The organism is Tsukamurella pulmonis (genome assembly GCF_900103175.1).
Lineage (GTDB): Bacteria > Actinomycetota > Actinomycetes > Mycobacteriales > Mycobacteriaceae > Tsukamurella > Tsukamurella pulmonis.
The window spans coordinates 4,609,289-4,630,266 of the sequence record NZ_FNLF01000002.1 but is presented as its reverse complement, the minus strand read 5'-3'; the positions used below and the strand labels follow the sequence as shown (position 1 = coordinate 4,630,266).

The 20,978-nt window shown below is 71.4% G+C and carries 27 protein-coding genes; 15 read left to right on the top strand and 12 right to left on the bottom strand.

The window, feature by feature from the left end:
* Positions 1-28 precede the first annotated feature (28 nt).
* Entirely contained in the window at positions 29-550 is a 522-nt protein-coding gene (locus BLQ62_RS22695; protein WP_068531995.1) for a DUF937 domain-containing protein, read from the bottom strand.
* A gap of 162 nt (positions 551-712) precedes the next feature.
* Between BLQ62_RS22695 and BLQ62_RS23955 the strand changes: the two genes are divergently transcribed.
* Entirely contained in the window at positions 713-886 is a 174-nt protein-coding gene (locus tag BLQ62_RS23955; RefSeq protein WP_156483170.1) for a hypothetical protein, read from the top strand.
* On the opposite strand, the gene BLQ62_RS22685 is transcribed toward BLQ62_RS23955, so the two are convergent.
* Complete coding sequence (locus tag BLQ62_RS22685) at positions 849-1,706, bottom strand: alpha/beta fold hydrolase (RefSeq protein WP_068563841.1); 858 nt, start codon at positions 1,704-1,706, stop codon at positions 849-851. The two genes, BLQ62_RS23955 and BLQ62_RS22685, sit on opposite strands and share 38 nt — an antisense overlap.
* Before the next feature lie 23 nt (positions 1,707-1,729).
* Between BLQ62_RS22685 and BLQ62_RS22680 the strand changes: the two genes are divergently transcribed.
* Entirely contained in the window at positions 1,730-1,957 is a 228-nt protein-coding gene (locus tag BLQ62_RS22680) for an RNA-binding S4 domain-containing protein (RefSeq protein ID WP_068564625.1), read from the top strand.
* Between the two features lies 1 nt (position 1,958).
* Here the strand turns inward: BLQ62_RS22680 and BLQ62_RS22675 are convergent, their stop codons facing one another.
* From BLQ62_RS22675 to BLQ62_RS22665, 3 genes are all read right to left on the bottom strand, one after another.
* Entirely contained in the window at positions 1,959-2,681 is a 723-nt protein-coding gene (locus tag BLQ62_RS22675) for a MerR family transcriptional regulator (protein WP_068563843.1), read from the bottom strand.
* Positions 2,682-2,744: 63 nt separating this feature from the next.
* Positions 2,745-3,236 carry a ribonuclease E activity regulator RraA gene (gene rraA / locus BLQ62_RS22670; RefSeq protein ID WP_068563845.1) on the bottom strand — a complete coding sequence of 164 codons (492 nt, stop codon included), beginning with the start codon at positions 3,234-3,236 and terminating at the stop codon, positions 2,745-2,747.
* 38 nt (positions 3,237-3,274) lie between these two features.
* On the bottom strand, positions 3,275-4,180 hold the full coding sequence (locus BLQ62_RS22665) for an endonuclease domain-containing protein (RefSeq protein ID WP_068563848.1): 906 nt from the start codon (positions 4,178-4,180) through the stop codon (positions 3,275-3,277).
* Positions 4,181-4,404: 224 nt separating this feature from the next.
* On the opposite strand from BLQ62_RS22665, the gene BLQ62_RS22660 reads away from it, so the two are divergent.
* The 3 genes from BLQ62_RS22660 (at position 4,405) to BLQ62_RS22650 (ending at position 7,202) form a co-directional block, all read left to right on the top strand.
* On the top strand, positions 4,405-5,955 hold the full coding sequence (locus BLQ62_RS22660) for a succinic semialdehyde dehydrogenase (RefSeq protein ID WP_068532007.1): 1,551 nt from the start codon (positions 4,405-4,407) through the stop codon (positions 5,953-5,955).
* Positions 5,956-6,064: 109 nt separating this feature from the next.
* The gene (locus BLQ62_RS22655; protein ID WP_115391303.1) at positions 6,065-6,556 is read left to right on the top strand and encodes a hypothetical protein; all 492 of its coding nucleotides are present in this window, start codon (positions 6,065-6,067) and stop codon (positions 6,554-6,556) included.
* An 85-nt stretch (positions 6,557-6,641) separates the two neighbouring features.
* Positions 6,642-7,202, top strand: coding sequence for a M15 family metallopeptidase (locus BLQ62_RS22650; protein WP_068563850.1), 561 nt, complete (start codon positions 6,642-6,644; stop codon positions 7,200-7,202).
* A gap of 18 nt (positions 7,203-7,220) precedes the next feature.
* Here the strand turns inward: BLQ62_RS22650 and BLQ62_RS22645 are convergent, their stop codons facing one another.
* A complete protein-coding gene (locus tag BLQ62_RS22645) occupies positions 7,221-7,916 on the bottom strand; it encodes a DUF6474 family protein (protein WP_068532012.1) in 696 nt (231 codons plus the stop codon).
* A gap of 97 nt (positions 7,917-8,013) precedes the next feature.
* Between BLQ62_RS22645 and BLQ62_RS22640 the strand changes: the two genes are divergently transcribed.
* Complete coding sequence (locus BLQ62_RS22640; RefSeq protein ID WP_231857513.1) at positions 8,014-9,561, top strand: TM0106 family RecB-like putative nuclease; 1,548 nt, start codon at positions 8,014-8,016, stop codon at positions 9,559-9,561.
* A gap of 43 nt (positions 9,562-9,604) precedes the next feature.
* On the opposite strand, the gene BLQ62_RS22635 is transcribed toward BLQ62_RS22640, so the two are convergent.
* A complete protein-coding gene (locus tag BLQ62_RS22635) occupies positions 9,605-10,735 on the bottom strand; it encodes a hypothetical protein (RefSeq protein WP_139184290.1) in 1,131 nt (376 codons plus the stop codon).
* Positions 10,736-10,928: 193 nt separating this feature from the next.
* Here BLQ62_RS22635 and BLQ62_RS22630 point away from each other — a divergent pair, with 193 nt between their 5' ends.
* The 3 genes from BLQ62_RS22630 (at position 10,929) to BLQ62_RS22620 (ending at position 13,127) form a co-directional block, all read left to right on the top strand.
* The gene (locus BLQ62_RS22630) at positions 10,929-11,411 is read left to right on the top strand and encodes a helix-turn-helix transcriptional regulator (RefSeq protein WP_068532018.1); all 483 of its coding nucleotides are present in this window, start codon (positions 10,929-10,931) and stop codon (positions 11,409-11,411) included.
* Between the two features lie 100 nt (positions 11,412-11,511).
* Complete coding sequence (locus BLQ62_RS22625; protein WP_068532020.1) at positions 11,512-12,024, top strand: hypothetical protein; 513 nt, start codon at positions 11,512-11,514, stop codon at positions 12,022-12,024.
* A complete protein-coding gene (locus tag BLQ62_RS22620; RefSeq protein ID WP_068532022.1) occupies positions 12,015-13,127 on the top strand; it encodes an MAB_1171c family putative transporter in 1,113 nt (370 codons plus the stop codon). Before BLQ62_RS22625 ends, BLQ62_RS22620 begins: the two co-directional genes overlap by 10 nt.
* Here the strand turns inward: BLQ62_RS22620 and BLQ62_RS22615 are convergent.
* The 5 genes from BLQ62_RS22615 to BLQ62_RS23950 form a co-directional block, all read right to left on the bottom strand.
* Positions 13,124-13,882 carry an SDR family NAD(P)-dependent oxidoreductase gene (locus BLQ62_RS22615; RefSeq protein ID WP_068563855.1) on the bottom strand — a complete coding sequence of 253 codons (759 nt, stop codon included), beginning with the start codon at positions 13,880-13,882 and terminating at the stop codon, positions 13,124-13,126. The two genes, BLQ62_RS22620 and BLQ62_RS22615, sit on opposite strands and share 4 nt — an antisense overlap.
* A 59-nt stretch (positions 13,883-13,941) precedes the next feature.
* Positions 13,942-14,697: a TMEM165/GDT1 family protein gene (locus BLQ62_RS22610; RefSeq protein WP_068563857.1), complete on the bottom strand. Its 756-nt coding sequence runs from the start codon at positions 14,695-14,697 to the stop codon at positions 13,942-13,944.
* A gap of 336 nt (positions 14,698-15,033) precedes the next feature.
* The gene (locus tag BLQ62_RS22605; RefSeq protein WP_068532119.1) at positions 15,034-15,639 is read right to left on the bottom strand and encodes a class I SAM-dependent methyltransferase; all 606 of its coding nucleotides are present in this window, start codon (positions 15,637-15,639) and stop codon (positions 15,034-15,036) included.
* Positions 15,640-15,807: 168 nt separating this feature from the next.
* Complete coding sequence (locus BLQ62_RS22600; protein ID WP_068532027.1) at positions 15,808-16,410, bottom strand: superoxide dismutase; 603 nt, start codon at positions 16,408-16,410, stop codon at positions 15,808-15,810.
* A gap of 229 nt (positions 16,411-16,639) precedes the next feature.
* The gene (locus BLQ62_RS23950; protein ID WP_156483171.1) at positions 16,640-16,792 is read right to left on the bottom strand and encodes a hypothetical protein; all 153 of its coding nucleotides are present in this window, start codon (positions 16,790-16,792) and stop codon (positions 16,640-16,642) included.
* A 304-nt stretch (positions 16,793-17,096) separates the two neighbouring features.
* Between BLQ62_RS23950 and BLQ62_RS22595 the strand changes: the two genes are divergently transcribed.
* The 6 genes from BLQ62_RS22595 (at position 17,097) to BLQ62_RS22570 (ending at position 20,974) form a co-directional block, all read left to right on the top strand.
* On the top strand, positions 17,097-17,495 hold the full coding sequence (locus tag BLQ62_RS22595) for a hypothetical protein (RefSeq protein WP_139061778.1): 399 nt from the start codon (positions 17,097-17,099) through the stop codon (positions 17,493-17,495).
* Positions 17,496-17,536: 41 nt separating this feature from the next.
* Entirely contained in the window at positions 17,537-17,956 is a 420-nt protein-coding gene (locus tag BLQ62_RS22590; RefSeq protein WP_068563861.1) for a DUF2752 domain-containing protein, read from the top strand.
* Positions 17,957-18,003: 47 nt separating this feature from the next.
* Positions 18,004-18,912 carry a S49 family peptidase gene (locus BLQ62_RS22585; RefSeq protein WP_068563863.1) on the top strand — a complete coding sequence of 303 codons (909 nt, stop codon included), beginning with the start codon at positions 18,004-18,006 and terminating at the stop codon, positions 18,910-18,912.
* Between the two features lie 132 nt (positions 18,913-19,044).
* On the top strand, positions 19,045-19,395 hold the full coding sequence (locus BLQ62_RS22580; RefSeq protein WP_170842930.1) for a rhodanese-like domain-containing protein: 351 nt from the start codon (positions 19,045-19,047) through the stop codon (positions 19,393-19,395).
* The gene (locus BLQ62_RS22575) at positions 19,395-20,231 is read left to right on the top strand and encodes a DUF4328 domain-containing protein (protein WP_068563865.1); all 837 of its coding nucleotides are present in this window, start codon (positions 19,395-19,397) and stop codon (positions 20,229-20,231) included. The genes BLQ62_RS22580 and BLQ62_RS22575 overlap by 1 nt, the downstream gene beginning before the upstream one ends.
* Complete coding sequence (locus BLQ62_RS22570) at positions 20,216-20,974, top strand: glycerophosphodiester phosphodiesterase (protein ID WP_068532037.1); 759 nt, start codon at positions 20,216-20,218, stop codon at positions 20,972-20,974. The genes BLQ62_RS22575 and BLQ62_RS22570 overlap by 16 nt, the downstream gene beginning before the upstream one ends.
* Positions 20,975-20,978: the final 4 nt, after the last annotated feature.

Here is a 20,978-nt window from a genome sequence, read left to right as displayed (position 1 = left end):
GGAGCCGGCCTTTCGTCGTCGAGCGGGGCTACTTGCCCTTGAGCAGGCCGCCCAGGATGCTGCCGATCACGTTGCCGGCGGCGCCGCCACCGGCCTGCTGGTTGCCGCCGCCGAGCATGTTGCCCAGGATGCTGCCCAGCACGTCGCCGCCCTGCTGCTGCGGGGCCGGGGCCTGCTCCTGCTGCGGTGCGGCCGCGCCGCCGCTGGTGAGCTTCTTCATGACGAAGCTGATCACGATGGGCGCGAGGATCGGGAGCAGCTGCTTGACCAGGCCGTCGGTGACGCCCGAGGACAGCGGCGCGGCGGCAGCGGCGGCCACGTCGTCGGTCTTCTCGCCGAACAGGTTGGCCACGATCTGCTGGCCGTCGCCGTTGTCGGCGGCATCGATGAGCTGCGGCTTCGGCTCGGCGGTGTCCTGCGCCTGCAGGCCGGCCAGCAGGGTCGGCACCGTCTGGTTGACGGCCTCCGAGGCGACGTCCTCCGAGACGCCGAGCTGGGCCGCGATATCGGCGAGCGGGATGGACTTGATCAGATCGTCGAGATCGGACACGGTTCTCCTTGGAGGATGTGAGTACGCAAAGCGGACGCGAACCACCACAGCGTAGCCGCAGCGTACGAGGCTGCTCGCCCGAACCCGGATGTGAGGCGCGACACGCGACGGGCGATAACGGTGGACCGCGGCGACGGGAAGGAATACAGTATCTGTAACCACTTGTTCCGCATTGAGATCGCACCGGAGACCGTCGTGAAGCTGCACCGTCGCACCACCCTGCTGGGCTCGAAGGCGATCTCCCGACTGCGGAATCGCCGCCTCACGCGGATGCTCACCGAGGACGGCGAGCGCCTCGTCACGGCCTCGGATCTGCGGACCCTCCGCGCGGGCTAGTCGCGTCCAGGATCAGCGCCGCGACCTGCGCGGGCTGATCGACCATGGCCTGGTGCCCGCTCGGCGCGATCACCGCGTAGCGCGCGTGCAGCAGCTCGGCCAGCTCCTCCTGCTGCGCGAGCCACCGCGTCGCCCACGGCGTGCGGCTGCCGGCGAAGGCCGCCGCCACCGTCCAGGGCGCGTCCGGTAGGGGCGTCCGCTCCCGGAGATCCGCCAGCTCGTGCGCCAGCACCGGGTAGCGCCCGTTCTCCAGGAAGGCGGCCCGGAAGTAGGCCTCCGACTTCAGGATCTCCGCGTACTCGGCGGGAGGCGGACCCGCGCCCAGCATCCGGTGCACCAGCGGGCCGAAGAGGTTCATGCGCACCGCGGCCGCCGCGTCCGCGGAGAGCAGCAGCGCGGTGTCGCGCAGATCGCCCGGGAGCACCCAGCGCGGCGCGAGCTCGACGCTGCCGTCGAGCAGGACGGAAGCCGCTGTCCGATCCGGTGTTTCGCGGGCGAACGCCTCCACGTAGAAGCTCGCCATGGAGTGCCCGACCATCACCGCCGACGTGAACTCCAACGCGTCCAGCAACTCCCGCAGCCGGGTGACCTCGGAGTCGAGGGTGGGGACGGCACCGTCGGGCCAGGGATCGGAGAGGCCGTACCCGGGCCGGTCCACCCGGACGACGGTGCGGCTCGGCGTGAGCAGCTCGGTCACGGCGTCCCAGTCGAACCAGTTCCCGGCCAGGCCGGAGTTGAGCACGACCGGCGGGCCGGAGACCGGGCCGGTCGCCGCGTCGACCACGACGTGAGTGCGGATACCCGCGAGTTCGAGCAGCACACCGGTGAGGATAGTCGGGCATGATGAGGGGCGTGAGTGAGGCGATCGACGTGACCATCAACGACGAGGTGATCCGGCTGGGGCAGTTCCTCAAGCTGGCGGGCCTCATCGACTCCGGCGCCGAGGCCAAGGCGGTGATCGCCGAGGGCGAGGTCACGGTGAACGGCGAGGTGGACGTCCGGCGCGGCCGGCAGCTCGCCGTCGGGGACGTGGTGGAGGTCTTCGGGCGGTCGGCGCGCGTCGCGCGGTGAATCAGCGGGCCTCGGCGGCCGCGACGGCGACCCGCCCCAGCACGTGCAGTTGCGCCGGGTTGTACAGCTCCGCCAGCGTCGCGAGGATGACGCGCTGCGCCGTCACCTGATCGTGCCCGCCCCCCTCGGACCAGATGCCGAGCTCGGGGAACTCGCTCACCTGCCGCAGCACGTCGGGGACGAGGCGCGCCGCCACGTCGGCGATGACGGCGTCGTCGGCGTCGGCGGGGAGCCGGTCGAAATCGTCACCGGCGGCGGTGCGCGGGTGCGCGGTGAGCATGCGCGCGTACTCCTCGGCCTTCGCCGGGCCCACCAGCTGGGCGAGCACCACACTGAACTTGCGGTCGGCGGGGGAGAGACCGTGCGCCGTGGCGGCCGCGGACAGCCCGGGCGGCAGGTCCGACGGCGCCGTGGAGCTGCGCAGCGCCGCTAGCTCCTCCCGGACCCGTTGCAGCCGTTCGATATCCGCGACCAGCTTCGCGTCGAGCTGCTCGGCCGCGGCGTCGTCGACACCGTCGGCGTCCATTGCGGCGATCTGCGCGAGGCTGAAGCCCAGGCCCGTCATGCGGCGGATCCAGACCAGCCGCACGAGGTGCTCGACCCCGTAGGCCTTGTAGCCGTTGGAGCGTCGCACGGGCTCGTCGAGCAGCCCGACGTCGTGGTAGTGGCGGACGGTGCGCAGACTCGTGCCCGCCAGCTCCGCGACCTCCCGGGTGCTCCACACGGGGTTACCGCAGGACGATGCCGTCGCGGCGATGCAGGGGGTCGGCGCCGGAGGCGATGCGCGTCATCGGAGCACGATGCCGTCGTCGTCGCTGAACAGAACGTCGCCCGGCTGGAAGGTGATGCCGCCGAAGGTGAGCGGCACGTCGCGCTGGCCCTCGCCGGTCTTGGTGGACTTGCGCGGGTTGGTACCCAGCGCCTTCACGCCGATGTCGAGGGTGCCGATCACCGCGGCGTCGCGGACGGCGCCGTACGCGACGATGCCGGCCCAGCCGTTGCCACGACCGAGCTCGGCGATGAGGTCGCCGACCAGGGCGGTGTGCAGCGAGGGCACGCCCTCGGCGTCGGAACCGTCGATGACCAGCACGCGGCCCTCGCCCGGCTCGCCCAGGATCGACTTCAGCAGCGCGTTGTCCTGGAAGCACTTGACCGTGACGACCGGTCCGGCGAACTGTTTGCGACCGCCGAACTGGCGGAACTGCGTGTCACAGCTGCGCACGTCGGGGCCGATCTCGTCGACCAGGTCCGCGGTGGGGGTGAACTGCACGTCGCTCATGGCTGCCAGGGTATCGGCCTCGGGGAATCGGCCGATTTCTAGGTGGCGATGGATATATCCGGCGCCACCGCGAGATCGGCGGATTCTCCGAGGAGCACGGGCCCGCGGTGCCGGCCGCTGCGGACGATCTCGAGGATCTCGGCGAAGATCGTCGGCCAGTCACCGATCACCTCCGAGTAGTCGATGCGCAGCACGAGGTAGCCGCCCCGGGTCGCGGCGCGGTCGCGGCGGTTGTCCTCCAGCCGCTGCGGGCCCGTGTGGTGCGCGGTGCTGTCGCACTCGATGATCAGCCGGTCGCCGACCAGCAGATCCACGCGGCCGATGCCGGGGAGGACGACCTGGCTGCGGACCTTGATCCGCGCGTACTGCAGGTGGAACCGGACCAGCGACTCCGTCCCCGAACCGGCCAGCGGATCCACGAAGTCCAGCAGCCGGACGACGCGCTGGGAGGCGCCGTCGAAGATCACCCGGAGATCGTCGACGGTGTAGCGCTCGTGCTCGCGCCGCAGCGTCGAATCGAGCACCGCGACGAAGGCGGCCGGGTCGAGGCAGTGGGCGGCGCACCGGAGGGCGTCGGGGAGGGAGTCGACGGCGCGGATCGGCGAGCGCATCGGATGCGCCGCGTCGCAGTCCCGGTGTGCGGGGGTCCGCAGATGGCGCGCCCGCCGCAGGTGGACACGGCGGCGCTGCGGCGGCACCCACACGCCGGGGTGGTACGGCAACGCCGAGACGCACGTGAGCACGGCGCCGGCGCGGACGGCCGCGACGACCACCGCGTCGGCACCGGGCAACCGGTACCAGCCGCGCCGCACCGCCACGATGTCCCCGGTGTGGCGCAGCCGCTCGATCTCCGCGGCACGGGCGCCGGCCGCCAGCGCAGCCCGGCGCGAGACGATGCCGCCGTTCGCCCCGGCCAGGGTCTCGAGGATCTCGATGGTGTGCATGCACGCATCCTCCGCGGGCCGGACCCGCCGGCCGGCCCGTCGGGAGGCCGCCTGTGGAGAAAAGAAGTTACATAACCTCACCTGTGGAGGAATGCCTCGGAGAATCCGCGGAATACCAGCTCAGGACGGATATATCCGGCCCCGCGCAGAAATCCGCCGATTCTCCGAGCCGTACGGTATCGAGCACTATTGAGGCGTCGTCAACAAGCGGGTAACCTGGCGTCATGCCAGCACCTACCCAGGCCACGTTCGACCGTCTTCGCGCCCTCGCGGCGATCGACCACCCCGAACAGCGCGAGACGCGCGACGTCCTCGAGGCGTTCTCGGGGACGAAGGTCACGACCATCCCCGTCGGCACCGCCGAGGACGTGGAGAAGGCCTTCGAGCGCGCCCGCCGCGCGCAGCAGCAGTGGGCGGCCCGCAGCGCCAAGGAGCGCGCGGCCGTGCTGCTCAAGTTCGCCGATCTGGTGGGCGATCACCGTGCCGAGCTCATGGACATGGTGCAGCTGGAGACCGGCAAGGCCCGTCAGTACGCGCAGGAGGAGGCGCTGGACGTCGCGATGACGGCCCGCTGGTACGGCAAGAACGCGCCGAAGATCCTGGCGGAGAAGAACACCGACGGCATGCTCCCCGTGTTCACCAAGACCCGCGTGCGCTACCAGCCCAAGGGCGTGGTCGGCGTGATCGCGCCGTGGAACTACCCGATCACCCTCGCCGTCTCGGACGGCATCGCGGCGCTCGCGGCCGGCAACGCCGTCGTGCTCAAGCCCGATTCGCAGACCCCGTACTGCGCGCTCGCCGCCATCGAACTGCTCTACCGCGCGGGCCTGCCGCGCGACCTGTTCGCCGTGGTCCCCGGCCCCGGCGGCGTCGTGGGCACCGCCATCGTCGAGCGGGCCGACTACCTCATGTTCACCGGCTCCTCCGCGACCGGCGCCACCCTTGCCGAGCAGTGCGGCAAGCGCCTCATCGGCTTCTCCGCCGAGCTGGGCGGCAAGAACCCGATGGTGGTCACCAAGGACGCCGACATCGCGCACACGGCCGACGGTGCCGCCCGCGCCGCGTTCTCCAACTCGGGCCAGCTGTGCATCTCGATCGAGCGGATCTACGTCGAGCGGGAGATCGCCGACGAGTTCGCCCGCGCCTTCGCCGAGCGCACCGCGAACCTCGCGCTGGGCGCCGGCTACGACTTCGAGAACGAGATGGGCTCGCTCGCGTCGAAGTCGCAGATCGACACCGTCGCCGCCCATGTCGACGACGCCGTCGCCAAGGGCGCGACGGTGCTCGCCGGCGGCAAGGCCCGCCCCGACCTCGGCCCGTTCTTCTACGAGCCGACGGTGCTCAAGGACGTGCCGGAGGAGGCCGTCTGCTTCAAGTCGGAGACCTTCGGCCCGCTCGTCGCGATCTACCCCGTCGACTCGGTCGACGAGGCCGTGGAGAAGGCCAACGACACCGAGTACGGCCTCAACGCTTCGGTTTTCGCGGGCACCACGAAGCAGGCGCAGGCGATCGCCGAGCGGATCAACGCCGGCACCGTCAACATCAACGAGGGCTACGCCGCCGCCTGGGGCTCCACCGCGGCCCCGATGGGCGGCATGGGCATCTCGGGCGTCGGCCGTCGCCACGGCACCGAGGGCCTGCTCAAGTACTGCGAGTCGAAGACCATCGCGGAGCAGCGCATCATCGGCATCGGCGGCATCAAGGGCGTGCCGCGCAACGTCTTCCTCAACGTCGTGCCCTCGGCGATCAAGGCGCTCAAGCTGATCGGCCGGTAGTCCGGTACACGGCGTTGGCCCCCTCCGCACGGAGGGGGCCATCGCCGTGTGGGGCCGGTGCTCCGGAATTCGGTTGCGACGGGAGCGTGATCGCCGGACCCTGGACGGCATGGAGATCACGTTCGTCAAGCGCCGGAACGGGTACGACGTGCGGATCAGTCGCGCGAAGGGCCCGGAACTGGCGCCGCGCGGTGGGCCGGGCGGCCGGCCGCCGGTGCCGCACGACGCCGCGCACCTCATCGTCGAGGTCGAGGCGGGGCTGCGCGGTGGGGTGTTCGGGCGGCTCGCCGACGCGAACGGACTCGACGGGCTGTTCTGGCCCGCCGACCCCGCCGAGCGACGGAAGGCCTCGCGCCGGAAGCGGCAGCCCACCGCCGCCCAATCGGCGGACATGGCGCGCTCGGAGTACCTGGCGTCCCTGACCGCTGCGCTGTGGGAGGTCGAGCGCGGTCACCGCCCGCCCGACGCGGCCTGGCCCGGCGCCCGCGAGGACGCCGCGATCGATCCCGCACTGCTGACGCGGATCTTCGCGCGCTACGACGAATTCGCCCCGGCGTGGGCCGCACTCCCGGAGGGCGGAGAGCTCGCGCTGACCTGGTGAGTCGCCGCGTCCTTGAGGCACGACTGCGACGGTACGGCGGACCGTCGGCGACGGTACGGCGACGTGCGCGGCCCATCGTGAGCCCATGGCTCATGTACTCACGAAATCGGTTGCGGCACTGACCGCAGTGGTGGCTGCGGTGGCGGTGCTCGCCGCATGCTCACAGACGATCCCGGGGCTCCCGGGCGGCACCGGTCCGGGCACGGTCGGGCAGTTGGGGGAGGCGGACGGCCTGGTGGTGGACCACGTCGCCGTCGACGCGGACGTGCCGGCGGTGACGAACCTCGATCCCCGGCTGCGGAAGGCGATTCGCAGGGCGGCGCGGGCCGCCGAGAGCGAGGGGGTGGCGATGCACCTGACCTCGGGCTGGCGCTCGCAGCGGTACCAGCAGTTCCTCTACGACGACGCGGTGCGGCGCGACGGTGCGGAGGCCGCGGCGCGGCTGGTGGCGAGTCCCGCGGAGTCGGAGCACGTCACGGGCGATGCCGTCGACGTCGGGCCGACGGACGCCGCGTACTGGATGGACCGCTACTCGGAGCGGTTCGGGCTGTGCCGCACCTACGCGAACGAGGTGTGGCACTACGAACTCCGGAACGGATCGTCCTGCCCGGAGCAGGTCTCCGACGCCTCCGCGCGGCAGCGGTGAGCCGCCGCGCGGAACCGGCTAGGAGCTGACGCCGAGGCGGTTGAGCAGGTCGGCGTCGATGCCGTCCAGCTCGCGGGCGATGGCCTGGTGCGCCGGGCGGCGCCGCGCGGGAGGCATCGACTCGGACGCGGTGATCGCGGTGCTCAGATCGTCGAGGCGCTGCGCGACCGCGGTGGTGAAGGACTTGGTCTCCGCATCGGGGTGCGTGGTCACCAGCTGATCCAGCGAGCGGCGGGCCGCCGCGACGCGGGCCGAGAGGCCGCCGCCGTACCCGGCGAACGCCGCGACCTCGTCGACCGGCACGCCGAGGCGCGAGGCCTTCGCGGCGTCCAGCTGGTTGCGGCCGGCCTGCGCCGCCCGGTACGCGATCGGCACCACGACGGGCGCCAGCAGGCGCGCGGTGGAGAGGTAGCGCTTGAGCCGTGCCTCGGAGAGCAGCTTGCCCTCGACGGCCGCGCGGGCGTTCGTCTCGGCGATCTTCAGGTTGGCCGCATCGGCCTTGCCCTGCGCCTTCGCCACGATCTTCGAGCGCTGCAGATCGGCCTTGAGGGCCTTGCGCTCGCTCTTCGACGCGCTCTTCACGACGCGCTTGGCGTCGCGATCCGCGTTCTTGGCGGCGAGCTTCGCCTCGAGGCGTCCCTTGGACTTGAGCGCCTTGGCCTGCGCGCGACGTTCCGCGCGGGAGGACTTCGTCTTCTTGCCGAACAAACCCATCAGTGCACGTCCTTGTAGGTCAGTACTGCCGTCCGGTACAGCATTGCACAGCGCGGCTCCGCAGGTTGTCGGTGCCGCCCGCCATACTGCTAGTGAAGTGAACATCGACGAGGCAACGACGACGAATCCGGTGAGCGCGCGGTCGCTCACCGGATGCCGGCACCGTCTGGCACTGGAGACGCGCGCCCCGCAGGGCGAGCCGGATCCCGGCATGGAGCTGCGGGTCGAGGCGGCGGCCGTGTTCCGCGCGTCCATCCGTGACCGCCTCCCCGGGCTGACGATCATCGAGCCGGGGGAGGGCGCCGTGCGCCGCACCCTCGCCGCGATGGAGAACGGCGCCGATCGCATCTGGAACGCCGTGCTGCCCACCGCGCACGACCGCCGCGGCCACAGCGAGCTGCTGATCCGCCTCGCGGACGGCTACATCCCCGTCATCGTCGTCAACCACAAGACCTGCGACCCCGGCTCCGGGGCGCTCACGTCCCCGCTCGAGCGCTGGGAGCCGCACGAGGACGAGACGGTCCGCGCGCGCCAGCACCGCGGCGACCAGATGCGCCTGGCACACCTGACTCGCATGCTGCAGGACGCGGGGCACGCCTCGCGCACGCTGCTCGGCGGGAGCATCGGGGTCGACGGTGCGCGCATCGTCGTCCAGGAGGTCGGTCCGCTCCTGCCCGCCTACGACGAGCGGTTCGCGGACCGTCGGGCCGTGCTCGCCGGCACCGCGCCGACGGAGCCCGTGCGCGTCGCGGAGTGCCGACGGTGCCCCTGGTGGCCGCAGTGCGCCCAGACCCTGAGCCTGGCGCGGGATGTGAGCCTGGTGGCCGACGGCCGTTCGGCGCCCGGGCTGCGGGAGGCGGGGATCGTCACCGTCGACCAGCTCGCCGAGTACGCCGGGCCCCAGCCCGAGGACGTGCCCGTCGCCATCGCGGACCTGCGGGCCATGGCGCGCGCCTGGCGCGACGGCCACGTGCTGATCCGCCGCCGGCCCGAGGTGACGGTGCGCCGGGCCGACGTCGAGGTGGACGTCGACATGGAGAGCTATCAGGAGTACGGCGCGTACCTGTGGGGCACGTGGCTGCGGCGCGACGGCGTGGAGCTGGGCTACCGGCCGTTCGTCACCTGGGATCCCGTGCCCACGCGCGACGAGGCCCGCTCCTTCGCCGAGTTCTGGGCCTTCCTCATGGACCGTCGCGCGGAGGCGCACGCCGCCGGGAAGACCTTCGCCGCGTACTGCTACTCGCAGAACGCCGAGAACAAGTGGCTGCTCGCCTCCGCGGACCGCTTCGCGGGCGAGCCCGGCATCCCCGCGCGGCGGGCCGTGGAGGAGTTCATCGCGTCGCCGGAATGGGTCGACATGTTCGACGCCGTGGGCGACGCCTTCCTCTCGCTCGAGGGGCGCGGCCTGAAGAAGGTGGCCCCCGTCGCCGGATTCCATTGGCGCGACGCCGAAGCCGGTGGCGAGGCGTCGATGCTCTGGTACCGCGTGGGCGTCGGCATCGACGCGGGATTCCCGGACGCCGAGCGGGCGACGCAGCGGCAGCGGATCCTCGAGTACAACGAGGACGACGTGAAGGCGACCGCCGCGCTGCGCGCGTTCATGTCGAGTGATCGCGTGCTGGATCTCCCGGTGGTGGAGGCCTAGTCGGGTCCGGCGGCCGGGATGGGGCCGCCGCCCGGGGCGGGGATCAGGCCTGCGCCTGGCGCAGGTGCGCGCGACGCAGGGCGTCGGCGAAGCTGCCACTCCCCAGCAGGGCGACGCCGCCGAGGATGGCGATCATCGCGGGCGAGAGCTGACGGGCCGTCTCCGCCGCGACGGGCGCGACGCGCTGCGCGGAGGTGTACGCCGCCGCGAAGACGGTGGTCTCGCCCTCGGTGCCGCTGCTCTTCTCTCCGGGAGCGCGGTCGTCCTTGTCGGTCGACGAGCTCGGGGCCGGCTGCGCGGGCGCCGGGGCGCCGGGCTTCGGGGCGGGCTTCGCCGCCGGCGCCGCCGGGACGGCGGGGCCCATCACGAGGGGCGGGAGGGCGAGCGGCGCGACGACGGCCGGAGCCGCGGCCGCGGGGGCTGCGGGCGCCGCGGCCGGCCCGGCCGAGGTGCCGGCGGGCGCGGCGGGACGCTCCGGGCGGGGGTCCTTGCCGCTGTCCAGCGTCTCGGGGAGCGGATTGCCGGTGCGGACACCGCTGCCGGTGGACACGGCGGCGCCGCCCGAGCCGGTGGAACCCGTGGAGGTGCCCGTCGAGCCGCTGCTGCCGGACGAGGAGGGGAGGGGCGCACCGCCGGTGGTGCCACCGCCGCCGCTCGAGCCGCCGGAGCCGCCCGATCCGTTGCCGAAGAGGCTGTCGATGATGCCGACTAGTCCACCGCCGTGGCTGTGGTCCTTGCCGTCGTCCTTGCCCTTGTCGGGCTTGGTCGCGCCGGTCTCGTCCTCGCCGGGCTTGGTCTCGTCGTCGTTCTCGTTCTTGCCGGGTTTGTCGGTGCCGTCGGTGGAGTCGTCGCCGCGCGTGCCGAGGCCGTCGCTCTTGTCCTCGTCGTGGCTGCTCCGGTTCGTGTCGTCATCCTCCTGCGAGGCCGACGACGTCGCATCGGACGAGCGGGAGCTACGCTCGCTGGAGCTGGAGCTGGAGCTGGAGCTGGAGCTGGAGCTGGAGTCCGAGTCGCCGGAACCCGTGCTCGCGTCCTGCGACGAGGAGGAATCGGAGCCGGAGCCGTCCGTCGAATCCGGGGTCGCCCACGCGGGCGCGGACCCGATGACACCGACCGCGAGCGCGGTCACGCAGACGGCACGCAGGCGTCGGGAGAGATGGGTCGGGCGAGACACAACACACCCCTTCCGAGCTTCTGACACGACTGTAGGTAAGAATACCGTATGCGCGCGCGAGATTGATAGTCGATCACGAAGCAGTCGTGTTCCATGGTGAAGTGCGCTATAGTGTGATCGAAGCTTGTAGACACACAACATTGTGCGTTTGCAAACGGAAGATCGTGCCGGTGATAGAGAGGGATGGCACAAAGTGGATACAGGTAGTAAGTACGACAGCGACGCCCTGGTGGGTCAGGGTCTGTTCGCCAGTCGTCTCGAGGAGCTGTTCCGCACGGTGCCCGGCCCGAACGGCCGTGCGTTCACCGCGAAGGCGATCGCGCAGCGGTCGACCGCCCTGGGCTTCCGCCTGGGCGAGTCCTACCTGAGCCAGCTGCGCTCGGGCAAGGCGAAGTCGCCGTCCTTCCGCACCGTCGAGGGCATCTCCGCCGCTTTCGGTGTGGACGTGCACTACTTCCTCGAGGACGAGGCCGCCCAGCGCACCCGTGACCAGATCCACCTCATGCGGCTGCAGGCCGACACCAAGGTGCAGATGGCCGCGTTCCGCCTGGCCGGTCTCTCGCCCGACTCGGTGAACATGGTCAACGAGCTCATCAAGGTGCTGCGCGTGCAGCAGGGCTTGCCCGCTGATCCGCCCGAGCTTCCCGTAGACTCGCGCGAAACTGAGGGACTGTAACCTTCTCCGGCTGACACGCCCCTCCCGCGGCTGATCCTCCGGCCGCCGGGAGCGTGTTTCCGGCGCTCGTCGTCCCTCGACGACCGTGGGGAGGTGGGGCGTGCGATCCGTCAAAGCGCTCCGCCGTCTCTGTGAGAACGAGGTGCGGAGCCTCGATCTCGACCTGCCCTTCGACGCGGTCCAGCTGTGCGAGAAGTACGGCAAGCGCCGCGGGCGGGACATCCTGGTGATTTCGCAGCCACTGCCGGTCGGCATGCCGAACGGGCTCTGGCTCGTCGGCGAGGACGCCGATTACTTCTTCTACCAGGCGAACACCTCGCGCACGCACCGCGATCAGATCATCATCCACGAGTTCGGCCACCTCATCGCGGGCCACCAGAACGCCGGCCCCACCGCGACGCCTCCGCAGTCCACGGAGATGTCCTCGCCGGAGGCCGACGCCGCACTGCACCGGACCTGTTACGACGACGAGAACGAGTGGGAGGCCGAGATGATCGCGTCCATCATCCTCGGCTGGGCCTCCAAGGCCGGCGCACTCGCCGGGCGCACCGCCAAGCACGACAGCCTGCGTGGCATCCAGCGCGCTCTGGGAGGGCATTCCCGGTGGCTGTGAAGCTCGTGAACGTGTTCGGCGTCGCGTTCTTCACCCTGGTGCTGTGCTGGCGCATCGATCGGCTCTACCGCGCGAAGGCGGGGATCCAGGCCGTCGCCGTCACCGTGGCGATCGCCGCCCTGACCCTCGCGGTCCTGCTCCTCGGCTCGCCCCTGGCCGCCAGTATCGACGGTGCCCTGTGGCGCGGCTCGTCCCGCCTCGGCGGCTACGCGCTGCTGGCGCTGGGCGTCGCCTCGCTCGCGGTCGCCTTCTTCTACGGCACCACCGAATCCGCGCGGCAGCGGCGGGCGGGCATGGAGGCCATCCCGCTCATCGCCGCGGTCGTGGGCCTGTCCATCGCGATGACGGTGACACCGGCCTCGCTCCGCGACGCCAGCCTCGACACGCTGACCGTGCAGGAGCTCGGCTTCGCCGTCTTCTTCGTCATCGCGGGCGGCTACCTGATGTACGGGCTCGCCGACTGCGTGCTCTCCCTGAGCCGGCTCATGCCCTTCGCCGACGGCTACCTCGTGACCTCGCTGCGGCTCATGGCCGCGGGCCTCGCGATCACCGCCGCCGGCTCACTCGCGCAGGTGGCCTTCGTCCTCACCAGCGCCGCGCACGTCGGCTCCTGGCCGGTGCTGCTCTCGGTGTCCCAGGCCTGCACGGCGGGCGGCATCCTGCTCTTCGTCATCGGCCTGAGCTACCCGGGCGTGCGCGGCTTCGTCGTGCAGATGCAGTACCGCAAGCGGCACCGTCGGGACTTCCAGCGGCTCGAGCCGCTGTGGATGCTGCTCACCACCGCGGTGCCGGAGGTCGTGCTCGACGCCGGCAAGGCCCGTCGCGACCCGCACCTGCGCTTCCAGCGCCGCGTCGTCGAGATCCGCGACGTCCTGGTGCAGCTGAGTCCCTACCTGCCGGAGGACTTCGGCGACGGGATCCCCGAGGAGAACGTGCACAACTTGCTGGTCGCGATCGACCTGCGCAACGAGGCCGGGGCCGCCCCGGCACCGTCGAGCATGGTGCTGCCGCCCGACGGTCCCTCCATCGACGACGACGCCGCCCCGCTCCTCGTCCTGTCGGACGCGGTCGGGGCGACGCCGGCGGAGGAACTGCAGATCTAGCGCGGAGCCATCCGGATCGCGCCGTCCATGCGGATCGTCTCGCCGTTCAGGTAGTCGTGCTGCGAGAGGAAGTAGGCCAGGTCGGCGTACTCGGAGGGCTCGCCCAGGCGCTGCGGGAAGGGAACACCCGCCTCGAGGGTCTGCTTGAACTCGGGGGTCACGCCCGCGAGCATCGGGGTGTTGATGATGCCGGGGGCGATGGTGTTCACGCGGATGCCGAACTGCGCCAGGTCGCGCGCAGCGGTGATCGTCATGGCGTGCACGCCGCCCTTCGACGCGGTGTACGCGATCTGGCCGATCTGGCCCTCGAACGCGGCGACGGAGGCCGTGTTGACGATGAGGCCGCGCGAGCCCTGCTCGTCGACCGCCTCCTGCTTGGACATCTGATCGGCGGCCAGGCGCATCACGTTGAACGTGCCCACCAGGTTGATGTTGATGACCGTCTGGAACAGGTCCAGCGCGTGCGGGCCGTTCTTGGACAGGATGCGTCCGGCCCAGCCGACGCCGGCGCAGTTGACGGCCACGCGCAGCGGGCCCGCCTCGACGGCCTCGGCGATCGCGGCGAGGACCTCGTCCTCCTTGGTCACGTCGGTGGCGATGAGGTGCACGTTCTCGGCCGGGGTCGCCTTGTCGATCGACGGCTGCAGGTCGAGACCGAAGACGGTGGCACCCGCATCGGCGAAGCGCTTCGCGGCGGCGGCGCCGAGACCGGAAGCGGCACCGGTGACGATGACGGAGGAGCCCGAGACGTCCATGGCTGATTCCCTTCTGTAGTGGAGCGCACTCGCCGGTGGGCGGCGCGACCCACCTCACATTAGTGAAGGGCCGTTCTTCCGGGACCGGGGGTGCTCTCCTGCGGGTTCGCGGTCCCCGTGTCCGACGGTGCCGCCGCCCGCCGGACGGCCGCCGCGGCACGGTGCGCCCGGCGCACGACGAGCCCGCCGCCGATCATCGTGATCGCGACGACCAGGCCGACCACGATGCGGCTGGTCCCGTCGAGCTCCGGCCACGATTCGGCCAGCAGCCAGGCGCCGAAGCCGAAGAACAGGATCGTCGCGCCGATGGCGATCGCCCGTTCCGGCAGCTTCGCGCCGAGCAGGGCGCCGACCGCGATGGCCAGGGCGTCGGCGGCGACCATGCCGAGCGTCGAGCCGATCCACACGCCGAACCAGTTGTGCTGCGTGGTGAGGGTGATGGTCGCCAGCATCGTCTTGTCGCCGAGCTCGGCGAGGAAGAAGGCCGAGGCGACGGCCAGGAACACCGAGCGGGTGACGCGGTCCGCGGTGCCGCTCTCGTCGTCGGAGAGGGTGTCGCCGCGCCAGGTCCAGAAGGCGAAGACGATCATCGAGACGCCGGCGACGGCGGTGATGAGCTGGCCGGGGATCGCGGAGCCGAGGGCGTAGCCGATGCCGACCGAGGCGATGTGGGTCAGCGCGGTGGCCGCGGTGATGCCCAGTAGTACCACCCACCACTTGAACCGGGCGGCGAAGGTCATCGCCATGAGCTGGGACTTGTCACCGAGCTCGGCCACGAAGACGACGGCGAAACTGATGAGCAACGCGTTGAGCACGGTGCATACCTCCTGCGAAGACCTGTGCCACACGGATCCGACGGTCGGACCGCGCAAGTGGCACAAAGGTCTCGCCCACCGGACGTCGAATCCGGTTCGCGCGGCCGGGCTCTCGCCAGTGTGTCGACCGCGCGATTGGGGGCTACTCCCCTTCGTGCACGTCCAGGTTAATCGCGCTGCCATGAAATGGCAAGTAGCGCAGGAGTTTTGACGCCCTGCCGAGATTCTTCACGGGTCCGTCGGGAGGGTTTCGGTCGCCCGTATCCGACGGTGCCGGTCACCCCTCGCCCCTCGTCTGTCGGGGGCGAGGGGCGCGCGGGATCCGGATCCCCACCGTCAGCGGCGGTGGGTGAGGATCTGCGCCATGGGGAAGCGGTAGTCCTTGTCGCGGTGGACGATCCGCCACGACTCGGCGAAGCCCGCGTCGGCCAGCGCCTGCGCGAAGGTGTCGGGATGCCAGCGCCAGGCGGGCGCGACGACGTGGTCGAAGGCGAGCGGCGGTCCCGGCTCGTCGGCGGCCTGGAAGGCGACGAGCACCGGCGTGCCGGCGTCCACGCGGCCGGCCCAGGTGCACAGCGCGGCGCGGACCTGCGCCGGCGCCACGTGGATCAGGCTGAACCGGGCGAGGATCGCGGCGATCGGTCCGTCGGGCAGGGAGGCGAGGGAGGCGTCACCGTCGACGAAGGGCAGCTCGGGGTGCAGGCGCCGTGCGTGCACCAGCATCCCCGCGCTGGGGTCGACCCCGATCACGTCGAGCCCCCGCTCGGCGAGATCCGCCGCGACGTGGCCGAGCCCGCAGCCGACGTCCACCGTGCGGCCCGGGCGGCCCGCAGCGGCGTCCGCGAAGGCCGCGGCCGCGTGCCGCTCGATGGGGTACTGGTACGGGTCCGGGAAGGTCTCGGCGTACAGGTCGGCCATCGCGTCGTATCCCGGCTGTGTCATGGCGACCAGGATCGCACGTCCGAAACCGGGCTGGATCTCGGTCACGCTGCGATATGCGCGATCTGGCTCAGAAACTCGCCGGTTTCGGACGGCGGGTGGGTCGAAACACGACGAAACCCCGCCGGCGCAGTTGCGCTGGACGGGGTTCCGAGGCTGAGAAGGGAGTGATCAGCCCTTGGCGGCGGCGTAGCGCGCGGCCACGTCCTCCCAGTTCACGACGTTCCACCAGGCCTTGACGTAGTCGGCCTTGACGTTCTTGTACTGCAGGTAGAAGGCGTGCTCCCACATGTCCAGCATGAGCAGCGGGGTGAGGTTGATCGAGATGTTGCCCTGCTGATCGGTGAGCTGCTGGATCACCAGGCGCTGGCCGATGTGGTCCCAGGCCAGGACGGACCAGCCGGAGCCCTGCAGCGTCATCGCGACGGCGGTGAAGTGCGCCTGGAACTTGTCGAAGTCGCCGAAGTACTCGTCGATCGCGGTCGCGAGCTCGCCGACCGGCTTGTCGCCACCGTTGGGGGACAGGTTCTTCCAGAAGATGGAGTGGTTGGTGTGGCCACCGAGGTGGAAGGCGAGGTTCTTGCTGAGCAGCGGCGCCTTGGTCGCGATCGAGCCGTCCTCGCGGGCCTCCGCGAGCTGCTCGAGGGCCTGGTTGGCGCCGGCGACGTACGCGGCGTGGTGCTTGCTGTGGTGCAGCTCCATGATCTCGCCCGCGATGTGGGGCGCGAGCGCGCTGTAGTCGTAGTCGAGGTCCGGCAGAGTGTAGACGGCCACGTCTTTCCCTTCGATTGCGGAAGCCATCGCTTCCTGGTTGGTCCTTCGTACGCTTCCAGCCTTTCTTATCTGGAATGGTTCCGCAATAAGGACGGCGGAAAGCGCATGAAGTGCGGTTGAGGTTCGCGGAGTCTCCTGCGGAGATGCGCGCGTCGCCGACTTTCGCTGTCGGGTGCGCTGCGTGCGGCCCGGAGCGGGCGGGGCGTGCCGGGCGGCCGACGCCGGGGGATCAGCCCAGGACGACGATGAGCGCCAGGGCGGCCGCGAGCACGGCGACCGTCAGCAGCGTGCGGGTGAGCGAGCGGGAGAAGTACACGGTGCAGGAACTGCGGCTCGCGGCGTCCGCTCCGCTCGCGAAGGAGTGGGTGTGCTTGACCGCCATCGCGCTGCCTTCCGTCTCGCCGCCTGTGAATCCGATCACAGGTGTGTGGTGCGCAACACTGTAGCCGACCTACATCCCCGTAGGAAATCGACCGGTGCAGGTCGGCGCCCTGGCGCACCCTTCGTGTGCCGATGCGTCGCAAATGCCCGATGTTTGTTGTTCACGCAACCAAATGTGACGTATTAGACCGGCGGATCGCTTTACGGCGTCCACCTGCGACAGGTCGGCGCGCGCCGATAGAAACGAACTCGGTTCCTATCGCAAACGCTTGGAATCCGCTGTCCGGCGCGCGATCATGGTGGACATGACCGGATCCATCCTCCGGGTGCGCACCCAGCACCCGAACGTTGGTCGGGCCCGCCGCATCCGCACCCTCGTCGGCGGCCGCCAGACCCGCGCCGACATCGTCGTGTCGATCGCGCTCCTCGTCGCCTCCTTCACGGCGACGATCGCCAACCTGGCGTTGGCCGTGCGCGCTCTGCCCTCGTTCCGCGACTGCGCGGCGATGGCGTGCAACTACACCGGCGACTTCGACGTGCTCGCCATCGCCTTCCTGACGTCGCTGCTGGTGGGCACCACCTTCGGCGTGCACGCGGTGCTCAATCTGCTCAACCGGCGCAACGCCTGGGGCTACGCCGCGCTCGACGCGCTGGTCTCCCTCGGCTGCCTGTTCGGCGCGCTCACCGTCCTCTCCGCCCTCTGACCCGGCGCCCGGTGTCACGGGCGCGGCGCTAGCCTGGGCACATGACCGTCACCGCACCGTCGAGCACCGCGCGCCTGCGCGCGGCAGCCTGGCCGCTCGCCGCGGCCGCCGGTACCGGTGTCGTCGTCCTCGCGCTGCACCTGCGCGATCCCCACGTGCAGAACAGTTGGGGCGTGTGCCCGCTGTTCGCCGCGACGGGCGTCTACTGCCCGGGCTGCGGCGGTCTGCGCGCGGTCAACGACGTCACCAACGGCGACTTCCTCGCCGCGCTGGGCTCGAACGCGCTGATCTACCCCGCGGGCGTGGTGGTGGCGTGGCTGTGGCTGATCTGGCTCGGCCGGCGGGTCGGCTTCACGGTCCCGGCGGTGCCGCAGAACAAGTACCTGTGGATCACGGTCGGCGTGCTGGTCCTGGTGTGGACCGTCGCGCGGAACTTCCCCGGATCTCCGCTCGCTCCCTGACCTGCGGTGATCGGCGCATGTCGGATTCGCCCGCTACCGTCGGGGCCATGAGTCCCCTCGTGACCGACCTGCAGGACGCGGCCAAGGCCGCCAGCCACCGCGTGCGCGCCGCCCTCGGGCAGGCCGGGGGCGTGGTCCCCGTCGTGCGCCTCGAAGGGCCCATCGCGGCGCCCGCCATGTCGGGCGGGCTCGGCCGCGGCGCGCTCAACCTGGCCGGGGTCGAGCCGGTGCTTCGCCGGGCCTTCGAGACCGACGACGCCGTCGCCGTCGCGCTGGTCCTCAACAGCCCCGGCGGCTCGCCCGCGCAGTCCGAGTTGATCGCCACCCGCATCCGCCAGCTCGCGGCCGAGCACGAGCTGCCCGTGCTGGCCTTCTGCGAGGACGTCGCCGCCTCGGGCGGGTACTGGCTGGCCTGCGCCGCCGACGAGATCTTCGTGACCACCACCTCCATCGTCGGCTCCATCGGCGTCATCTCCGCGAGCTTCGGCGCCAAGGAGCTGATCGGCAAGATCGGCCTCGAGCGCCGCGTCTTCACCGAGGGCGACGCCAAGCACCGGCTCGACATGTTCGAGGACGTCCGCGAGGGCGACATCGAGTGGCTCCACGGGATCCAGGGCGATATCCACAGCGCCTTCCGGGAGTGGGTCACTAGCCGTCGCGGGGATCGCCTCGGCGACGACCCGTCCCTGTTCACCGGCGAGGTCTGGATCGGCCGCAAGGCCGTCGACCTCGGGCTGGCCGACGGGATCGGCACCCTGCGCGGCGTGCTGGACGAGCGCTTCCCCGACGCGGAGGTCGAGGCCATGCACAGCCCGAAGCCGCTGCTCGCGCGCCTGCTGGGCGGCAGCACCGCGCTCGACGGTGCCGGGCTCGCCGCCTCCGTCACCACCGGCGTCCTCGAGGGCGCGCTGGCGGGCCTGCAGCGCCGCGGCCTGTGGGCGAACTTCGGGGCTTGACATGCTCGATCCACAGGGCGCGCGATTCGCGCTGGTGAAGGGTTCACAACACAACCCTCAAGTTGTGGATGAGCCTGTGGAAACTGTGGATGAATCTCCGGGGGCCCGTCGCGCGCGTGGTTCACTGGTGCCATGACCGACTACCTCGCGGACGGTCCGATCCCCGTCGACGCCTTGCCCGCCGACCTGACCGCAGCGCCCGGCATCACCGTGCTCGACGTGCGCGAACAGGACGAATGGGCCCTCGGTCACGCGCCCGGCGCGGTACACCTGCCGCTGCCCGACCTGCCCGTCCGGTTCGAGGAGATCGACCTCGATGCCCAGGTGTACGTGATCTGCCGCGGCGGCGGCCGTTCCGAGCAGGCCGTGCGGTACCTCGAGACCGTGGGGATCGAGGCCGTCGTCGTGGACGGCGGGATGATCGCCTGGGCCTCCGCCGAGCGGCCCGTCGTGCGGCCGGACGGCAGTCCGGGAGTCGTCTGATGCACCCGAACCCCAGCCGCACCGCGCAGCCCCGCAGCCGCCTGCGGTGGCTCGCCCGGCGCCCGCCCGAGACGCTCCCGGTGCCGCGTCGCGCACCGTCGGGACCGACGCCCACGCCGCGCTACCCGGCCGTGCCCCGCTGGGGACTGCGCCAGGACTTCACGCCCGCCGCGCCGGCGGCTCCGACCGCCGCGGAGAGCGCGGCCGAGTCGACGCCCTTCGTCCTGCGGCTGACCACCGGCATCGTCTTCGCCGCCGCGGCCGTCGAGTTCCTGGCCTACCTGCTGCTGGTGATCAACCGGGCCGGGCCCGTCCCCGGGTGGCTCGCGGTCGTCGCCACCGTCGCGGTGTTCGCGATCGGCTGGCTGGCCGTGCTCGCGGTGCTCGCGCTCTTCGTCGTGCTCGCGCTGTGGCTGCAGGACTCCCGCGCCCGCGCGTACGCGCAACTGGGCACCCGCGAACCCCGCCCGCGGTGGCAGCTGTGGGTGTACTGCCTGGTCCCGGTCGTCAACCTCGTCGCGGCGCCCGTCCTGGTGCTCGAACTCGCCGACGCACAGCGCCGCGCCGACGGGCTCGCCACGGATCGTCGCGCGATGTTCATCCGGCGGTGGTGGGTGGCGTGGGTCGCGTTGACTATGGTCACCGTCGGGTGCGTGGCGTACGCGCGAGCTGCGGGCGGACTGCAGCACGGTGCCGACGCGATGGTCTACACCACGCTGACCTACCTGCTGTCCGGGCTGTTCCTCCTGGGGACGGCGCGGCTGGTGCGGATGATCGACGGCGGGCCGGGCACGGCCCGGGAGCGGGAGGACGGAACGCGATGGTTGGCGGCGTAGCGGGGATCGTGGCCCACCGGGGCGCCAGCGGCGAGTTCCCCGAGCACACCATGAGCGCCTTCGAGGCGGCCATCGCCGAGGGCGCCGACGCCATCGAATGCGATGTGCGCCTGACCAAGGACCAGCACCTCGTCTGCGTGCACGACCGGACCGTCGAGCGCACGTCCGACGGCACCGGGGCCGTCTCCGAGCTCGACCTCGCCGACCTCAAGGCCATGGACTTCGGCTCCTGGAAGCGCCCCGGCCACCCCGAGCCGGTCGTCGCCCTCGACGAGCTCATCGACCTCGCGCGTACCGCGGGCCGCAAGCTCTTCGTCGAGACCAAGCACCCGGTGCGCTTCGGCGGCATGGTCGAGCAGAAGCTGCTCGCCACCCTGCAGCGGCACGGACTCTCCCGCCCCGACGACCTCGCGGACGCGCCCGTCATCGTCATCTCCTTCTCCGGCTCCGCGGTCTGGCGCGTGCGCCGCAACGCTCCCGGCGTCCCCGCGGTCCTGCTCGGCGAGGCGTCGCGGCTGCTCGGTGGCGGCGCGGCCACCGCGGTGCGCGCGCAGGGCATCGGTCCCTCGGTGGAATCGCTGCGCGAGCGGCCCGACACCGTCGCCAAGGCCCGGTCGGCGGGGCGATTCACGTACTGCTGGACCGTCGACTCCGAGGCCGACGTGGCGCTGTGCAACGGGCTCGGCGTGGAGTGGATCGCCACCAACCACCCGGCCCGTACGCGGTCCTGGCTGCGGGGATAGGCTG